A 17,971-nucleotide genomic window follows, 5' to 3' on the forward strand; every position below is an offset into this window, starting at 1 on the left:
CTAAGGCCCAACTTCAACGCTGCACTTCTGCTCAAAGATAAATCTAAACCTGCTTTTTGTTTGGTGCTTTGATAGTGGTGGTGCGGGGATTGTGCTGATGAGCATGCATTTCGCTTTTGAATTTGGCCCTTGAATGATAAGTGGATCAACACGGCTGAAGCCGTCTTGTACTTTATCCGTAAGTCGCCAAGGCTCCAACGGCTAAAGCATGGCACCGGTTCGGGCCAAGGTCCCTCACCTAGCGAGACTCAAACGGTCCGTACGGCTAGCGCCTACGTTCCGTAATTCGCTTCGCTTGCTTGGTCACGGCTAACGATCACTTTCAAGCTCCACTCCTGCTCATGAGTAGATTCCAATCTCATTATAGTTTGGTGTTTTGTTAATGTTTGTGTAGAAACTGTGCTGGTGAGCGTACGTTGTGATTTTGAATTTGGTCATTGAATGTTCAGAGGATCAACATGGCTGATGTTATCTTGTTCTTTAGCCCTAGGTCACTTTGTTTTACGATTAAATGTCAGCGCTCCTACTTGCTTATTTGGGGGGGCGAAGACTTGAATATCAGCTTGTACATTAAAGTAAAAGAGGAGTCATGTGATGGAAAGTAGTCAAAAGAAATATTGGGAATGGTTTTTAGGGGGCTTGAGTGTTTGCTTGGTTTTAGGGCTCACTTTTATTTTTTCCCTGTCCTTGACCTCGAGTCCTTGGGCGGAGGCTATTCCCGGTCATGATAGTTCCATGTTTATTTATATGGGTCGGGAGATGGCTAGGGGTGGGATTCCCTATTTAGATTTTACGGACCACAAGGGGATTAGCATTATCTTAGTTAATGCCCTGGGTTGGCTCATGCCCCATGTCAACCGCTTTGGCGGGATTTACTGGGTGGAGCTCTTGGCCCTTTCGGCACTGACAGGCCTAATCTACTATCTGGGCCGGCAGTATTTAGACCGATTGCGATCACTCCTGGCTGTAGGAATTAGCCTGCTCATACTGGATCCTCTGATTGAATCCGGTAACTTGACCGAGCTCTATGCCTTGGCTGGCATCTTGTTCACCTTGATGGCTTACCTGCGTTATTTTGAAGCAGACCGCTTGCCGGCCTGGCAATATTTTTTAGTCGGCTTATCGGGAGCCTTTGTCTTTAATTTACGGGCCAATATGATTATCAGCTGGTTGCCTTTAATCGGACTGATCTTTGCCCACTTGCTCAGCTATAAAAATTACACTGAAATGAAGCGGGCGATTATGTGGACGGGGCTTGGGATTCTTAGCTTTATCCTGCCGGTTAGCTTATACTTGGTCTATCATGGCGCCTTTACGGAGATGATTAACTTCTCTATCCTCTTCAATCTCCAATATTTGACGGATAGTGAATTCACCAAGTCAGAAATTCTTACCAAGTTAAATGAAAAGTTAGCCTTCCACCATATCCTGGGCATGGGCAGCTTGGGCTTCCTGACTTGGTTGGTCAAGGACCGCCAGCAGCCCCAGACTTACTGGGGGTTGGCGGGTTTCCTCCTAGCTTTTGCGGCGACCTTCTACTCGACCCTCTTGTCGGGACGTTTCTATCCGCATTATTTTATGGTCCTCCTGCCCTTCATCAGCCTGCTCATCATTCACTTCTTGCGCCTCTTTAGTCTGAGGAGGGGGCAGGCCCTAGTGAACATTGGGGTCCTCGCTTTAGCCCTTTACTTCTTTAAATACCCGGCCGATATCTTCTACAACCGGGTCTACAGCGTGACCTTGCCCGAAGACCATCCGACCCTGGTGGAAAAGATGGACCAACTCGGCCCTGGCTTCAATGGGGGACTCAAGGGACCTGGCGACTGGCAATGGGAATTGGGAACGGATGAACGCTATGTCTGGGCGCTCCAGCGAAGTTCAACCAAGAACAAATACGAAGCAGCCAGTCAAATTATTCTGGCTGAAAGTCAGCCTACTGATCCGATTTATGCCCATCGCTTCGGCGGCGCCTTCTATCTCTTGACTGACCGGCAGGCACCCACTCGCTATTTCAACTTGCCGGCCGTTGACTTAGACCAGGCGCCAGCTATTGCGGATGAATTTCGGACCGACCTGACCCACAAGCAGCCCCAGGTCTTGGTCATTAAGGACCGTCTCAAGGAAGGCCAGTCTCTGAATTCTCAAGTGGAAGCTGACTTTTTGGATTGGATTCAAGCGAATTACCAAGCAATCGACCAGGTGGGGGAATACTGCCTCTACCAAAAATTACCGAGCCCACAGTGAGCTCTGAAAGGAGTTAGGAATGAAATTATTGAAGAATATCTTTAACGTGGCCCTGTCTAACATCATTGGCTTCGGGACGAGTTTTATTATTAACTTCCTCCTGCCGGCCATTCTGACAGTCGCTGACTACGGCAACTACCGCGAATATATCATGTATACTTCAATAACTTACTTGTTTAACTTTGGCTATAATGATGGGATCTATATTAAATATGGGGGCAAGCGGTTGGAAGACTTGGACCCGCTGGAGATCCGGTCTGAGCATAACTTTATTGTGGTCTACCAGCTCTGCGTCTTCGCCCTGATGCTGACCTATTCTCTGGTGGTGAAGAATCCTATCTTGGCCCTCTTCTCGACGGTGACCCTCTTCGATACCATCAACATGTACCACCAGAATTTCTTGCAGGCTACGGGACAATTTGCGACCTTCTCGCGGGCCAATATCTCCAAGAGTATCTTCTATATCCTGACCCTCTTGGTGGCCATCTTCCTCATGCGAAGCGACAATTACTATCTCTACATCGTCCTCAATATCCTGTCCTATCTCTTCCTGACGGTCTTCTATGAATACCGCTTTATCAAGAACCAGGGCCTAAACTTTATCTTCTCTTGGAAAAAGCACCTGGGTCTCTTCCGGGTCGGCTTCTTTATCCTCTTTGCTAACATGTCCTTAACCTTTGTTGGCCTGATCGGGAGTTGGGTAACCAAGTGGTGGTACAATATTGAAGAATTTGCCCAGTATTCCTTCCAGAATTCCGTCCTCAATGTGATCCTCTTGATCGTCAATGCGGTGGGTATGGTTTTCTACAATGTTATTGCCAAGCGTAAGGACCAGATGCTCTTGAATGTGATCAAACGAGCCTGTATTTTCTTAGGCATTCTGAGTGGCTTTGCCTTCTTTATCTTCAAGTGGATTATCTTAACCTTCCTGGCTAAGTATGAGCCAGCGACGACCCTCTTGTCAGTTACCTTTATTGCGATTCCCTATATTATGCTCTCGCGGATCTTGGTAGCTAATATTTACAAGGCCACTGTGCCGGAACGCCAGTACTTCCGAGATAGTGTCCTTTATGCGGGCTTATCCTTTATCTTTGTGGCGGGCCTATCCTTTGTCTGGCACGATATCCTAACGGTTGCTATGACGACGACCCTCTGCTATATCTGCTGGTTCTTCTATACCAGCCAGATTCGCTTTACTTATTTGAAAAACAATTGGCGGGAGGTCCTCCTCTTGGTCAGCCATGCCGTCTGCTTCTATGCGGTGGCTAACTTCATGCCCTTTGTGGGGGGCGCCCTGCTTTACCTCCTCTACTTAGCAGTCGTGCTCTTCTTCTACCGGGATTGGCTCTTTGAAGCCAAGGCTCTCTTGGTTGATTAGTCTGTTCTTGCTTGTTCATGGCTAAGGGCCAACTTCAAAGCTCCACTCCTGCTCAAACTACATTGCTTAATTATTAAGAGTGCCTCATCTTTAAATCACAACAAAAAGAAAATAATAAATAATTTTTAGTGAGTAGCATTTTCCTTTTTGATTTTAGTATTAAGTTGCAAATCTAAAAGTAAATAATCTTGTAAAGGTGCTAGTGAGCAGTCAGATGTTCACCAGCACCCTTTTCTTTGCACGAAAAAACTCCCCTGGCTTTCCAGGGGAGCGTGTTAAAGCTGAATTAACGGGTCCATTCATTAACTGGGCTGCTGGCATAGCGAGGGAGTAGGACTTTTTCGCAGGCCAGGCTGATGAGGAGGGCGACTAGGGTAGGGACTAACCAGCCCAGGCCTTGACTGGCTAGGGGGAGGTTAGCGACGAGTGAAGTGAGGCCAGGGAAGCTGACCTTGAAAGTGGTCTGCAACATGTCGACCAAGGGGAGGGCGACTGAGACCGTAGCCGCTACGAGGTAGGAGAGGGGACCGTATTGGACGACTTCCTGGCTGATACCCATGAGGATAAGGACGAGGGCAACCGGATAGATGACGGTCAGAACAGGGACAGAGAAGGCCAGTAAATTATTTAAACCGAAGTTGGCAACTAAGAAGGAGAAGCCGGTCCAGATAAAAACCCAGGCCCGGTAGGAGAGTTTCTCCTTGAATAATTGGTTGAAGTATTCGGCGCCAGAAGTGATGAGGCCGACACAGGTTGTCAGGCAGGCTAGGGTGAAGATCCCGGCTAGGAAGACCAAGCCAAAATTACCTAAGGCAGCTTGGACAGCTTGGGTCAGGATGAAGGCTCCATTGTCTGCTCCAGCCAGTTTTTGGGAAGAGACCATCCCGATAGCGGCTAACATGGCGTAGACCAGGAAGAGGACTAGGCCAGCGAGGAGGCCGGACTTCATGGTATACTTGGCGACTTCCTTCTTGTCTTGGACGCCAAAGCGGCGGATGGCCATGGAGATGACAAAGCCGAAGTTGAGGGCGGCCACGGCATCCATGGTGTTATAGCCTTCGAGGAAACCTTGGACGACAGGACTTGTGGCATAGGCATCGACGGGTTCCGCTACGCCCTTAGGCATGAACATGACCCGGGCGAACATGAGCAGGATCATTAAGAGGAGCAGGGGCGTCAGGTACTTGCCGACCCGCTTGACTAATTGGTTGGGTTTGAGGCAGAGCCAGAGGGCCAAGGCAAAGAAGGCGAGGGTATAGATGAGGCGGGCGAGACCCAGGCTCATGGCTTCCGGGATATAGGGGGCCACTGCCATCTCGAAGGGGACAGAACCAGCCCGGGGAATCCCTAGGCCAGGGCCGATGGATAGGTAGATCGCTGTGGTAAAGATGATGGAAAACTTAGGCCCGACACGGTTGGCTAACTGGGAGAGGCCCTCTGTCTTACCGACCACAATAGTGCCTAAGACGGGGAAGATGACCGCTGTCACCGCAAAACTGACCAGGGCAATCCAGGTCCGACTCCCAGCCTGGTTACCGAGTAGAGGGGGGAAGATTAAGTTCCCAGCCCCAAAAAATAAACCAAACAGCATGATAGAAGTTTGTAAAAATTGACTTCGTGATAACTTGTTCATCATAATTCCTCCTTAATTTTCCATAACTAACCAGCAACATTTCAGACTTTGAAAACCATAAAAAAACGCCCCTTGTCCTATAGACAAAGGGCGAAATAGTCCGCGGTACCACCTTTATTCTTACCGAAATAAGCGCTCGAGCATCCAACAATGCCGGGGGAGGATAACGCACACCACTGCGACAAGGCTTACTACGCTTCAGCCTTGCAATCAAGAAAATGATTTTCGAACTTACTGCCGTTATAAGCTTCCACCAAACGCTTACTCTCTAGAAACTTTCATAAGCCTACTCGTTTTTCAATGTTTTTTATTGATCTTCAAAAGTTAAACCCATTGTAAGACGAAATCTCATAATTGTCAAATGGTTTTCTTAGATTTCTTAATATTTTTTTATGGTCATCCCTTACACATTAATTGTGAGCCTTAAATCTTCAAGTGTAGAAAGATCCTAATCCACCTGGTGCATGCGTCCGGTGTCTACGTCATAGACGGCGCCGGAGATGATAATATCATCGGGGATTAGAGGCGAGGCTTTGAGCAGGGCAATGTCTTCGCGGACACTGTCTTCCACATCGGTGAAGGGAAGGAAGTCTTGGCCTTTGACGTCGACGCCGAGGTCCTCTTTTAATTGCTGGGCGAAGCCTTCATTGGTGAAGGTCTGGGCGCCGCAGTCCGTGTGGTGGAGGACTACAATTTCACGCGTCCCTAATTGTTGCTCGGAGATGACCAAGGAGCGAATCGTATCCTCGGTGACGCGTCCCCCAGCATTGCGCAGGATATGGGCATCGCCGAGAGCCAGCCCCAATGCTTGGGCCACATGCAGGCGAGAATCCATGCAGGTCACAATGGCCACCCGGGTCTTGGGGTGGAGGGGAAGATGGGCATCTTCGTGTAGGTCGGCATAGGCTTGGTTGGTTTTTAAGAATTTTTCAAAATAAGACATGGTTTTCCTCCTGCTCGCTGTGTCATTTAAGTTGGGATTATCTTATCACTTTTTAGGGGACTTGTCCCTGATCACTCACTGGGGGACAAAGTCAGGAAAGTTGGGGAGGGGGGAAGAAATTGACGAGTTAGATTTAAAAAATCTTGGGCCTTAATTTTTGTTATAATACCTAAGTAAAACTAAAATGATGGGAGCGTATCAAGTGACTGATTCAAAAAAATCGCTGGCCTTTAAGCTAATTGGCCTCCTAACCCTGGCTATCTGCTTACTGGCAGCCTTTCGTACAGGACAAGATAAATTAGGCTACCATGTGGATGAATATTATTCCTATGGCTTATCTAACTCTTACTATAAGCCTTTTCCAGACGACTATAACCAATGGCTGAGCCCTGATTATTATGCGGACTATCTCACCACTTCGGAGGATGACCGTTTTTCTTATGGGTCGGTTTATTATAACCAGACTCAAGATGTCCACCCGCCTTTTTATTATATGGTCCTCCATACGGTGTCTTCTTTTTTTCCAGGGACCTTTTCTAAGTGGCTAGGCTTGGGAGTCAACTTAGTCCTCTATGCCTTGATTTTAGTCGTGCTCTTTTTCTTCTTGCGAGAGCTCCTGGCCAATCGTTGGCTGGCCCTAGCCCTGGCGAGCTTCTACGGGCTGAGTGTGGGCGGATTGACCTCCTTTGTCTATATCCGCATGTACCTCTTGCTGGCCCTTATCCAAGTAGTCTTTGCCTATCTGGCCTATAAGTACTTAAAAGCACCTAGCCGAAAAATCTTACTGGCGGCCATGGCCACCACTCTTCTCGGGGGACTCAGCCAGTATTATTACTATATCTTTGCGGGCATCCTCACCGCGGTTCTCTTTGGTCTCCTTTGCTTGCGTCAAGAGGGCAAAGCGGCTAGCCAATTTGCCTTAGGACAGGCCATGAGCGTGCTGGCTTGCCTAGCAATCTTTCCAAGTACTATCGACCACCTCTTCAATAGCAATCGAGGGAATGAAGTAGTGGGAAACTTGTTTGGGACCCAGCAAGTCGACCAAGTGCGAGCCTTCTATGACTTGATCATGGACCAGCTCTTCGCTGGCTATGGCAAGCCCCTCTTAGTCTTCGCCATCCTGGCTTTCCTGGTTTTGTCTTGGCAGCGGAAAGCTCTGGACAGTTTTCTTCTGCTCGCCCTGCCTGCCGTCTTAGGAGTGGCCTTGATTGCGCTCGTTTCGCCTTATCCATCAGCCCGCTATATCTTTGCTTTTTATCCCCTAATCATTGCTTGCGCTGGCCTGCTCTACCAGCAAGTTTTATCCCCTATTCCGCATTTGGGCTGGGCTAAATTGGCCCTGTTAGTCTGCCTCTTAGGCGGTCTTGGCTACGTTGGTCAGCGGGACTATGAGCTGGATTACCTCTATCCCGAGGCGGATGAATTTATGCAGGTAGTGAATACGGTAAGTGAAGCGCCAGTCATCGTCATTCCCGAATCGGAGACTCCGCAGAGAACTGCCTGGCATTGCGAGGAATTAATGCAGTTCCCAGCCATATATCCTCTAGCTGCTCAGGAGAGTCATTATGCAGAGGGCATCCAAGAGATGGCTCCGGGACCTGTCGAGGACCAAGTTGTTCTCCTCATCCACCGTGATGTGCTCAACCAACATCCCGAAGTAATTACCAGCCTCTATGACAAGTTTGGCTTCAGTGAGAATAATTGGCTAGGGCGCAACCGCCACTTTGAACTTTATCAATTGCATTAAAGAAGAAAGGAGCCCCTTATGGCAGAAATCGGTGCCATTACCTCAGTGGTCATGCTAGGCTGTGGTCTAGTTATCAGTTGGCAGGCCTGGCAAATCGCCTATAAAGAGCGTTTGGACCTCCTCAATGGCTATCATCCAGGCCGCTTGGCGGCTAAAGACCGGGTGCGCTTTGCCCGGGGCGTGGGTCAGGGTCTGGGCCTTATCGGTTGGTCAGTTGCTTTAACCGGCCTTAGCCTCCTCCTAAGCCAATCTTTATGGTCCTGGCTGGTCTTTGGCCTGGGCTTTGTCTTGGGCCTTGGGCGGGTTATTTGGACCAACCACCGTTACCATGACCTGTTTTAGATTTTGATTGGAATTGAAAAGCCTTTCGACTGGCACTTAGCTGGCTAGTCGAAAGGCTTTTTTAATATAATATAGCGCGAGGAGAGACTGAGCATTCGTTTCGCTTTTGAATTTGATCGTTAAAGAGCCATGGCACCGGCTCGGGCCAAGGTCTCTCACCTAGCGAGACTCAAACGGATCGTATGGCTAAAGCCTACGCTCCGTAATTCGCTTCGCTTGCTTTTCATGGCTAACGATCAACTTCAAAGCTTCACTACTGCTCACTGCTAGCCTAAAAAACTGGTACTTTAATTATCTAGCTATCGACATCAAAAGGAGAATGTTTATATAATTTCTGCTGATTTCTTGGGAATATGATACGGGCTTGGAAGCCTTGGGGGGAGAGGGCTCGGATTTGGAAATCGCCATGGTGGTTAGCCATAATCTGCCGGACGATGCGCAGGCCAAGACCGTGCTGGCCTTGGAAGGCTGCTTGGTCTTTATTTTCTTGGAAGACTTCGGCTTGGAGCTCTTGGACTTGGTTTGGAGGCAGGCCTTGGCCATTGTCGGAGACGCTAATCATGATGGCTTCGTCAAGGACTTGGAGGTCGACTTGGATCCGGCAGCCTTGGGGATTGTGGCGGATGGCGTTGGGGATGAGATTAGTTAGGGCCCTTTGCACCAGGCCGCTATCCGCCCAAATGAGGCAGTCTGTCCCTGGTCCTTGGTAGTTGAAGGCTATGGGATAGCGGTCTTCGTCCAGGCTGTTGAGGAAGTCGGCGACAACTTGGCGGCTGAGGGCCAGGAGGTTGACTTGGTCGAGTTTTAGAGGCTGCATTTGGTAGTCCAGACGCGAGGAGAGGTTCAGGTCTTCGACGAGGTCTTTGATTTTTTGCCCTTGGATGAAAATTGCTGCAACTTTCTTCTGGTCGGAGGGATTTAGGTGTTGGCTGCTCATTACTTGGTCGGCATAGCCCATAACCATGCTGAGGGGGGTGCGGATGTCGTGGGAGATGCTTGAGATCCACTGACTGCGGGCCTGGTCCTTCTTCTTGAGTTGGCTTTGTTGGTCGTGGAGGAGGGCGGAGGCTTGGTTGATTTTTTGGGCGATTTGGGCGAGGGGGCCCGATACTGTGAGGGTCAGCTTTTGCTTACTAGGGAGGGCTTGGATGGCTTCAGCCAAGGGACCTAGCGAGCTCAATAAGCGGCGGTTGGCGAAGAGGTAGATGGCGAGGAGGAGGACCAGGTCAAGGCCAATCATCAACGTAACATATTGAGGGGCCTTGGCAATGAAGGCATAGGGCCAGCTGGGATGCTGGAGCTTCCAATAGCTCTGTTTAGGGAAGGCGACCACTAAGAGTCCCAGGTCAGAGCTTCCAGTAAAAGTGGGGTAGTCGGCCAGGTAGCCGCTGTTAAAGGAAGCAATATCAGCTGTCCTGACTTGATTGCCCAGGTCAATGGGGATATGGTCTGACCGCCAGAGAATTTTGGGGGAGTCCTTGGCGATTAGGAAGGCCCAGGCTCCCTCCTCCTTGAGGGCTTGGGCGCCGCTTGCACTGAGCTGATAGGTCCCCTCCTTATAAGTGATTTCTTGGGCGACCTGGTCAGCAAGGCGCCAGGGTGAGCTGTCTTTTTGGTAGGGGCTGGCCAGGAAGGCGAAGGCTAAGAGGTTGACCATTAGGAGAAGGGCTGCCGAGCTGAGGACGATACGGATGTAGCGGCTGAGGGCCTTGTGCCAAGTTTCCATTAGACATGTCCTTTCGTGAGTAATTTATATCCCAGACCCTTAGCAGTGACCAGACACTGGGGTTGGGAGGGATTGGCTTCAATCTTCTTGCGCACCCGGCGCACATGGGTCATCAGGGCTTCCTCATAGCCAAAAGGATTATCGCCCCAGACGGCCTGGCAGAGATTATCGATGGTGACGATCTTCCCTTCGTTACGGTAGAGTACGCGCAGGAGGGCCACTTCCTTGGCGGTCAGTCGGGTTCGGTCCTGACCACGAATCACTTCGGCTGCTTCCAGGTCCACTTGACAATCGACCAGGTCAAAGCGGCTCTCGGCCTTGGGATAGGCCCGTCTGAGAATAGCGGTAATCTTATACAATAATTCCTTGGCGAGAAAGGGCTTGACCACATAATCATCCGCACCCAGGTCATAGCCCCGCAAGCGGTCTTCCGCTTCGCCTCGAGCAGAGAGGAAGAGGATGGGGTAGTTCTGTTTTTCTCGCAGGCGTTTCATCAGGTCAAAGCCATTCATATCCGGCAACATAATGTCCAGGATGGCAAGGTCAGGTGGAGTCTTTTTCACTAATTCTAAGGCCTCCTCGGCAGATTGGGCGGTAGAAATCTTTTGATAGCCGCCCTGTCTTAGGAAGTCGGCTGTCATTTCCAATAGGTCGGCTTGGTCGTCGACTAAGAGGATCTTTTTTTCTTTTAAATAATGGTTAGTCATCGATGCTTCCTCCTTAAGGCTATTATAGGCAGGAAGAAAGGGGGAAGCAATCCTTGCTTAAAAATGTCAGGAAATTGTCAGTTTGGGGTCAGGGACCTGTCAGCTTGCCTTGTTATCCTAGGGCTAAGTCAGGAAGAAAGGATGATTAAAATGACTGACTACATCATTGAAAGTCACCGCTTGAGTAAAGTGTATAAGGATTTCGTCGCTGTTGACCAGCTCTCCCTTCATGTGAGCCGGGGGTCAATCTATGGCTTGTTGGGGCCGAATGGGTCAGGGAAGTCGACCACTATGAAGATGCTTCTGGGACTGACGGCACCGTCTTCGGGCGACTGCCAGATTGATGGGCTGAGTTTCCCCAAGGACCGTCAAGCCATCCTCCACAAGGTCGGCGCCTTAATCGAGGCCCCTTCCTACTATGCCAACCTGAGCGGGCGGGAGAACTTGGACTTGATCCGCCGTATCTTGGACCTGGCGCCAGAGACGGTTGACCAGGCCTTGAATTTGGTGGACTTAGGCCCCTATGCGGACCGGCTTGTCCGCCATTATTCGCTGGGGATGAAGCAGCGTTTAGGCATCGCCTCGGCCTTGATCGGTCAGCCTCCACTCTTAATCTTGGATGAGCCCACCAATGGTCTCGATCCAGCAGGCATCCATGAGATCCGCCAGCTCATCCTCTCCCTGCCGGAACGCTATGGCTGTACGGTCCTGATCTCTTCCCACCTCTTGTCTGAGATGGAGCAGATGGTGGACGACCTCTGCATCTTAAACCGGGGCCGCCAGCTTTACGAGGGCTCACTCAGGGCCTTGAAAGACCGGGCAGCGGGGCAAGAGTCCTTGGAAGACCTCTTCCTAGAGATGGTTATGGCAGACAACCGCGGACAAGGAGGGAGCTCCCATGTTCAAAGCCTTGTCGATTGAGAAAAAGAAGTTAAAAGGAACAGGAATTGTGCCGGGAATCCTATTGACCGGCCTTGTCGGAGCAGTGTTGGTTGGTCTCACTTACTTCTTGCGCCGAGACCAGCTCTTGAACTTGCCAGGAGACCCAGTCCAAGTTCTCTTGGCCCAGCTTTATGGGATTTTGACGCTCTTGAACATGCTGGCGCTCATCCTTTCCGTTGCCCTGAGCTATGACTTGGAGCGCCGCGGCCAGGCCATTAAACACCTCTACTTCTTGCCTTATTCCCTAAGCAAAATGTACCTAGCCAAGCTTATCATCTTAGCCAGCCTTTACGGGCTCAGCCTCTTACTGGAGTTCGCGAGTTTGGCTGGCTTGATGGCTGGCTACTTGGGCTTCACAGCTGACCGACTCAGCCTGCTTGTCTCGGCTTTTGGCCTGGCCTTACTCTCTTCCCTGCCAGTCCTGACGGGGATGGTCCTCGTTGCCTCGCGCTGTCAGAACTTGTGGACCTCGCTGGGGATCGGCTTGGCTGGCCTCTTAACGGGCTTAGCCTTGGCTAATTTCCCCAACCAAGCGCTGCTTCTCCACCCCTTTGTCTTGATGTTCCAACCTTCTGCCACAATGACCTTCACTTTGTCAGGAGATCTGGGCTGGCTAGCGGGCCTATCCGCTTTGTTTTATTTAAGCCTCGGCCTTTACTTGCCCAGAATCGCTGCTATGAATAGAAAGGAGCTGGTCTCCATGTTGACCGCCTTAAAAGTCGAATGCCTCAAACTGCGCCGTAGCCATATCCTGCCCTTGATTTTGATTGCTCCCTTATTGATTGTCTTAACCGGCATCCACTCCATTTCGGCTTATTTTACGCCGGAATACAAGGAGGCCTGGGGCGCTATGTTTATCCAGTCTTGCCTCCTGTATGCCTATTATCTCTTGCCCTTTACCATGATTGTCCTAGCCGTGATGGTGACCCGACTGGAAACTAAGGACAGGGGGATGGTCAAATTACTCAGCCTTCCGGTCAAGCTCTACCAGGTCAACCTGGCGAAATTCCTGGTCTTAGTGGCCTTCTTAGGCTTGGAAATTCTTTTTTTCCTCCTGGTCTTTCTCCTGGCAGGATTTCTGGCTACGCACTGGGCAGGCATTGACCAGGCAGTTCCCTTGTCCTACCTAGTCAGCAAGTGCCTAGGGATCTTTCTTACTATGCTGCCCTGCTTGGCCTGTATCTGGCAGGTCCATGTGCTGATCAGCCAGCCCTTCCTGTCCATTGCCCTCAATTTATTCTTGGTCATTCCTAGTATCCTCCTCGCCAATACCAGCTTGTGGGCCCTTTACCCCTATTGTTACAGCGGTTACTATGTCAGCTGCGCCATGGCTGATTTTCAGGAGGGGATCGAAGCCTCGCGCTTTAATGGGATCGCTGCCCTGGTCTTTGGGGCTTGCTTCTTAGGCCTAGCCTTGCTTTTATCCAGCCGGTATTTTGCCCACCGCCAAGGCCGCTAAGGGAGACGCGTTAGAAAAACTAGGCCGCCGCCGGATAAAATGGTAAACTGGAGGAAAAGGAGGTCTTTTGAATGAAGACAAGTGCTGAATGGGCCAAGGCCCTGAACCTCGAACCCCATGTTGAAGGGGGCTATTTCCGACAAGTGGTCAAGAGTCCGGAACGGGTAAGGGACGGCGACCGCGCCCTCTACACCTCGATTTATTTCGTGCTAGAAGCGGATAATCCCTCCCACTTCCACCGCCTGACTTGCGATGAAATCTGGTACTACCATGCCGGTCAAGCCCTGACCGTCCATATGATTCATCCCGATGGCCGCTATGAGACGGTGGAACTGGGCTTGGATGCGGACCGGGGCCAACAGCTCTCTTATGTCGTACCCCAGGGGACGATCTTTGGGTCCACGGTTGAGGAAGACTATGCCTTGGTCAGCTGCTTGTGCGCGCCGGGCTTTGAGTATGATGACTTCGAGCTCTTTAGCCGCCAGGAGCTCTTGGATCGTTATCCCGACCATGCGGCGATTATAGAGCGCTTGACCCGGGAGGAGGTCTAAGTGGAGGCTAAAGCTTTTCTTATCAAATTAGTACGGGACCGGCAAGTTTGGGTGCCAGACCTCCTGGACGTCTGGGAGGCCTCGGTTCGTGCCAGCCATGATTTCCTGGATGAAGCTGCCATCCAGGCCATTAAAGAAGAAGTCCCAGCCGCTTTATTGGCTGTCGACCACTTAGTTTTAGTTCGGTCAGCGGTCGGGGAAACGGCAGGCTTCATGGGCCTGGTGGGGGATCGTTTGGAGATGCTCTTTGTACACCCCAGCTACTCGGGTGATGGCCTAGGCAGGGCGCTCTTGACCATAGGGATTAGCTCCCATGGCCTCAACCGGCTAACCGTTAATGAGCAGAACGCCCAAGCAGTGGCCTTCTACCAGCACATGGGCTTTGTCACTTATCGGCGGACGGAAGTGGATGAGGAAGGCAGGCCCTACCCTTTGCTCTATATGCGCTATGAGGGTCAGGAAATATCAGATATTTTTGGGACTAGGACGGAGGACGCGTGATGAAGAAAAAGTGGTTTGGATTGGGGATGCTGCTTGTCGTCGGCCAGTTGGCACTGACGGCTTGCGACCAGGAAAAAGCGGAGCCGACTTATGACCAGGCGCCAGTGGAAGAAGAAGTGACGGCTCAAGAGGAAGGCAATCAAGTGCCTTCGAGCCAGGCACAAAGTTCAGCTGTCAGCCAGGCAGAGGAGGCTGAGGCGACTGCTAGTGGAAGTGAAGACGGGGACCGAGAAACTTATATCCAGAATCTTCGCCAGGCCAATGCGCGATGGGCCAAGCGTCTGGACCAGGCGATAGCTTCTGGCCTTCCCACGGCTCAGAGCGTCCAAGCTGCCGACCGCGATCCCGGCGACGTCCATCCAGCTATTGCCGCGCTCTACCAGAAACTGGACCAAGAGCTGGCTAAGGAAAACCACCAAGAAAATTACCGAGAATTGTATTCGGATACTTTTGTTTTGGAGAAAATGCTGCTGCCGGAATTCGATGCAGCAGACCAAGAAGCGCTGGACCAGCTGAGGGAATGGCTGACGGGCTTGGTTTATGAAGACTACCAGAATCGCTTGGATGCCAAGTGGCGGATGAGCCAGTATGTCTTAGATCACTTGGACTTTGCCAAGCAGATGGCCGATGTGGCAGCCTTGACTGATGAAAGTTTTGATGAGGTCAACCGCTTAGCTGTCCATACCGGGGTGGCCATGGAAGCCTATATCACCCTCATTAATTATCCCAATTTCAAGGATGAAATTCCCTTCCAGGCCGACCTTTATGCGCATATTGTCTGGCCTTATACAACGGATATTGGGTCTACTCGGATCCAGGCTCAAGACCCAGCGACGGGTGACATCTGGTTTGGTGTGCCGCTTACAGGAGATGTGGGGCCCAAGCCAGCGGTTGACTATGAGGCCCGCTACGGTGTGGCCATCACCAACCACTATCCAGAAGGGTCAGCAAAAACCTCGACTCCTCCAAGTGGGACAGCTGGCAAAAGCCAGCGTCTAAGGAACTTTATGCTGACTTGGGGCCAGGAGATGGGGCAAGCCTACCAAGCTTACAGCCCCGACCAGCCTGCTGATTTCTACGGGGCTAAGCTGCCCCAAGAGGACTTTGAAATTGCCTTGGATGGCAAGACCCGCCAAGTCCAAGCGGGGGACGAGGCTGATGATTTGCGCTTGTTGGCAGCCTATAGCGATATTGAAGACAAGACCAATCCCAAGCCTGAGCGCCACTTCTATCTCTTTGTGGAAGACAAGGGCCAGCCCCGGATTCTGATCGCAGAAGAAGGACCAGATGCCAAGGGCCAGGTCCACTTCAAAGACACCGCCAACCAGGCACTCCGCCAGGGCTTCTTGGAGATATACAATGACTAAGGCATCGACCGAAATTTTCGGTCCTTGATGTCCCCAGCTATAATCTAGCAGATCAAAGAAAAAAGGAGACCGGACTAGCTTGTTCCAGCCTCTTTTTTGAGCTTAATATACAAAAAAAACGAGCGACGCTAAAAATCGCTCGGTTTCATGAATCGAGATGACAGGAATTGAACCTGCGACCCCTAGCACCCCATGCTAGTGCGCTACCAGACTGCGCTACATCTCGATATCTATCTGATAGAAACTATTATAGCACAGATAAAGAAAAGATGCTAGGGACTTACGAAAAAAGCGCCACTGCAAAAGCAGGACGCTTTTCTCGTGCCTCAGTACAGGACATAAGAGCAGACTTGGAGTGATTTCAGCTCATCGAAAAGTTTGACTGGTGTCAGTCTATTTTGATGCGCCGCCAATCATTCAAGTCTGATTGACCTTATTCACATCCTGTAGTCGGGTTCAGGCTAGCAGAAAGAGCTCCTCTTCACCAAAATCCGTCGAAGACTTTCAGTCTTCTCTGGTTTTTGGCTCCAGAGGTCTCTTTCTCCCGCTAGCCTTCACACCCTTTACTTTTATACTTTTTCCGATACCTGCAAGCTTTCACCAATCGCGTTCAAGCGCTCTTCCCACTGGGCCTTGCTGAGGTCGTGTTCAGCCACATAGCGGTTGCGGGGGTGGCGGCGGCATTCAGGGGAACAGCCGCGCAGGTACTTATCTTCATTAGCTTCAGAAGCGAAGATTTGCTTGTTGCATTCGGGATTGGCACAGTTGACATAGCGGTCGCAGGGTTCGCCGTCGAAGTGGTCGCGGCCGATGACGGTCGGTTTCACGTGATTGATTGGCACCGAGATGCGTTCGTCGAAGACATACATCTTGCCTTCCCAGAGATCGCCCTGGGTCTCAGGGTCCTTGCCATAGGTGTCGATGCCGCCTTCCAATTGGCCAACTTTTTCCCCGATGCCTTCGCGGACCAGCCAGCCGGAGAATTTTTCACAGCGGATGCCGCCAGTGCAATAAACGACGACCTTCTTATCCATAAATTCTTCCTTGTTGTCGATCACCCACTGAGGGAGTTCGCGGAAGGAGTGGATGTCTGGCCGGATAGCGCCTTGGAAGTGGCCTAGGTCGTATTCATAGTCGTTCCGGGTATCGAGGACGACGGTATCTTCATCTAAGAGGGCCTGGCGGAAGTCCTTGGGTTTGAGGTAGTCGCCCGTGGTTTCCAGCGGGTCCAGGTCCTCGTCCAAGTCCAGGGAAACAATTTCCTTGCGGGGACGGACGAACATCTTCTTGTGGGCATAGTCATCCGCCTCATCGATCTTGAACCAGACATCTTCAAAACCAGGCAGGCTGTGGACATAAGCCATGTACTGGTCGGTCTGGTCAATCGTCCCAGAAACCGTTCCGTTAATGCCTTCCTCACCGACGAGAACCCGGCCACGCAGTCCGATGCCCTTACAGAAGGCTAAGTGGTCTTTAGCGAAAGAGTCAGGATCTTCAATATGTTCATATTTATAAAATAATAAGACGCGGTAATCTTTTACCATCTTTATCTTCCTCCTTTGTAGTTGCAAGCTACAAACTATTACCTTAGCCATTATACGCGCTCTCATTGGTGAGGGCTAATCTTCTGCTCAGCCAGCCCCTGATCGGAAAAACTGCCAGTCTTTGATCGGAAATTTTGTCCCCAAATTTGGGTTGCGCGTTATAAAATAAGGCCAAGCAAAAAGGAAAGTAGGCGTAAGATATGGATATCCTAGAAGAATTAGCTGCCATTGAGGCCATCAAGCAGTGCAAGGCGCGCTATTGGCGGGCCATCGACTCTAAAGATTTCGACCTCCTGGAGACAGTCATGGCCGACCATGTGACCTTCGACACCTCCCTCTCCACCTGGGACCCCGTCAAGGGCCAGCACCCCTTGCTTCCTGCCAAGACCGAGCCCTCGCGCTCCTTAGCAGAAGTTAGCCGCAATGCCCGGAAGATCATGGGAGAGGGCGTCCAGAGCGCACACATGGGCCACATCCCAGAAGTCTCCATCGAATCGGACCGGACAGCCCGGGCTTATTTCCCCTTCGAAGACCGCGTCCTCTTCAATGGTTTTGCCGCCTTCGATGGCTATGGCTACTATGACGACCGCTTTGAGAAGATCGACGGCCACTGGCTAATTGTCAGCTCTAAGATCTACCGCTACCGTTTAATCTTTGATGACATTAATGCCTAAGAGAAGATCAAGGGGATTTCCATCTCAAAATTTGACAGAGATTAAAGGTTGGAAAGAAAAAGTTTTTATTTTGTATTTAATGAGAAAAGGTAAAATACACATAAATCTGATAAAATCAAGCTTTTTATTGGCTAATAAATTTATTTTTGTACAATAAAAGCTTAGAAATTGCTAGTCTGACAAGGAAATGCTAAGATACATTATATTGAGTTA

The 17,971-nt window shown here is 50.6% G+C and carries 15 protein-coding genes, 1 tRNA gene and 1 other annotated feature; of the genes, 10 read left to right on the plus strand and 6 right to left on the minus strand.

What is annotated here, in order from left to right; all coding sequences use genetic code 11:
- Positions 1–594: 594 nt before the first annotated feature.
- Entirely contained in the window at positions 595–2,244 is a 1,650-nt protein-coding gene (locus HMPREF3090_RS04340) for an ArnT family glycosyltransferase (RefSeq protein WP_067972658.1), read from the plus strand.
- A 19-nt stretch (positions 2,245–2,263) separates the two neighbouring features.
- Positions 2,264–3,622, plus strand: a complete 1,359-nt coding sequence (locus HMPREF3090_RS04345) for an MATE family efflux transporter (protein WP_070486040.1) — start codon at positions 2,264–2,266, stop codon at positions 3,620–3,622.
- A gap of 286 nt (positions 3,623–3,908) precedes the next feature.
- Here HMPREF3090_RS04345 and brnQ read toward each other — a convergent pair whose 3' ends face one another.
- The gene (gene brnQ, locus HMPREF3090_RS04350; RefSeq protein WP_067972653.1) at positions 3,909–5,255 is read right to left on the minus strand and encodes a branched-chain amino acid transport system II carrier protein; all 1,347 of its coding nucleotides are present in this window, start codon (positions 5,253–5,255) and stop codon (positions 3,909–3,911) included.
- Between the two features lie 83 nt (positions 5,256–5,338).
- Positions 5,339–5,566, minus strand: a binding site (T-box leader).
- Between the two features lie 137 nt (positions 5,567–5,703).
- Entirely contained in the window at positions 5,704–6,198 is a 495-nt protein-coding gene (locus HMPREF3090_RS04355; RefSeq protein WP_067972652.1) for a beta-class carbonic anhydrase, read from the minus strand.
- A 202-nt stretch (positions 6,199–6,400) separates the two neighbouring features.
- Here HMPREF3090_RS04355 and HMPREF3090_RS04360 point away from each other — a divergent pair, with 202 nt between their 5' ends.
- Both HMPREF3090_RS04360 and HMPREF3090_RS04365 read left to right on the plus strand, forming a co-directional pair.
- Complete coding sequence (locus tag HMPREF3090_RS04360) at positions 6,401–7,945, plus strand: glycosyltransferase family protein (protein ID WP_067972649.1); 1,545 nt, start codon at positions 6,401–6,403, stop codon at positions 7,943–7,945.
- An 18-nt stretch (positions 7,946–7,963) separates the two neighbouring features.
- The gene (locus HMPREF3090_RS04365; RefSeq protein WP_070486041.1) at positions 7,964–8,287 is read left to right on the plus strand and encodes a hypothetical protein; all 324 of its coding nucleotides are present in this window, start codon (positions 7,964–7,966) and stop codon (positions 8,285–8,287) included.
- Between the two features lie 295 nt (positions 8,288–8,582).
- Here HMPREF3090_RS04365 and HMPREF3090_RS04370 read toward each other — a convergent pair whose 3' ends face one another.
- Positions 8,583–10,013 (minus strand): sensor histidine kinase, encoded by a 1,431-nt coding sequence (locus HMPREF3090_RS04370; protein ID WP_070486042.1) that lies wholly within the window; start codon positions 10,011–10,013, stop codon positions 8,583–8,585.
- Positions 10,013–10,720, minus strand: a complete 708-nt coding sequence (locus HMPREF3090_RS04375; protein ID WP_067972642.1) for a response regulator transcription factor — start codon at positions 10,718–10,720, stop codon at positions 10,013–10,015. The genes HMPREF3090_RS04370 and HMPREF3090_RS04375 overlap by 1 nt, the downstream gene beginning before the upstream one ends.
- 141 nt (positions 10,721–10,861) lie before the next feature.
- On the opposite strand from HMPREF3090_RS04375, the gene HMPREF3090_RS04380 reads away from it, so the two are divergent.
- From HMPREF3090_RS04380 to HMPREF3090_RS04400, 5 genes are all read left to right on the plus strand, one after another.
- Positions 10,862–11,641: an ABC transporter ATP-binding protein gene (locus HMPREF3090_RS04380; RefSeq protein ID WP_083272379.1), complete on the plus strand. Its 780-nt coding sequence runs from the start codon at positions 10,862–10,864 to the stop codon at positions 11,639–11,641.
- Positions 11,619–13,121, plus strand: a complete 1,503-nt coding sequence (locus HMPREF3090_RS09585) for an ABC transporter permease (RefSeq protein WP_083272380.1) — start codon at positions 11,619–11,621, stop codon at positions 13,119–13,121. The genes HMPREF3090_RS04380 and HMPREF3090_RS09585 overlap by 23 nt, the downstream gene beginning before the upstream one ends.
- A gap of 71 nt (positions 13,122–13,192) precedes the next feature.
- Positions 13,193–13,672, plus strand: a complete 480-nt coding sequence (locus tag HMPREF3090_RS04390; RefSeq protein WP_067972639.1) for a cupin domain-containing protein — start codon at positions 13,193–13,195, stop codon at positions 13,670–13,672.
- A complete protein-coding gene (locus tag HMPREF3090_RS04395) occupies positions 13,673–14,173 on the plus strand; it encodes a GNAT family N-acetyltransferase (RefSeq protein WP_246818689.1) in 501 nt (166 codons plus the stop codon). It begins immediately after the preceding gene.
- Entirely contained in the window at positions 14,173–15,540 is a 1,368-nt protein-coding gene (locus HMPREF3090_RS04400; protein ID WP_067972635.1) for a DUF4767 domain-containing protein, read from the plus strand. Before HMPREF3090_RS04395 ends, HMPREF3090_RS04400 begins: the two co-directional genes overlap by 1 nt.
- A 152-nt stretch (positions 15,541–15,692) precedes the next feature.
- On the opposite strand, the gene HMPREF3090_RS04405 is transcribed toward HMPREF3090_RS04400, so the two are convergent.
- Positions 15,693–15,766, minus strand: a tRNA-Pro gene (locus HMPREF3090_RS04405).
- Positions 15,767–16,109: 343 nt separating this feature from the next.
- A complete protein-coding gene (locus HMPREF3090_RS04410) occupies positions 16,110–17,084 on the minus strand; it encodes an oxygen-dependent tRNA uridine(34) hydroxylase TrhO (RefSeq protein WP_067972632.1) in 975 nt (324 codons plus the stop codon).
- Positions 17,085–17,284: 200 nt separating this feature from the next.
- Between HMPREF3090_RS04410 and HMPREF3090_RS04415 the strand changes: the two genes are divergently transcribed.
- Positions 17,285–17,758 (plus strand): nuclear transport factor 2 family protein, encoded by a 474-nt coding sequence (locus HMPREF3090_RS04415; RefSeq protein ID WP_067972630.1) that lies wholly within the window; start codon positions 17,285–17,287, stop codon positions 17,756–17,758.
- The last annotated feature ends 213 nt before the right edge of the window (positions 17,759–17,971 follow it).

The sequence above is a fragment of the Aerococcus sp. HMSC23C02 genome (genome assembly GCF_001806805.1).
GTDB classification, from domain to species: Bacteria; Bacillota; Bacilli; order Lactobacillales; family Aerococcaceae; genus Aerococcus; species Aerococcus sanguinicola.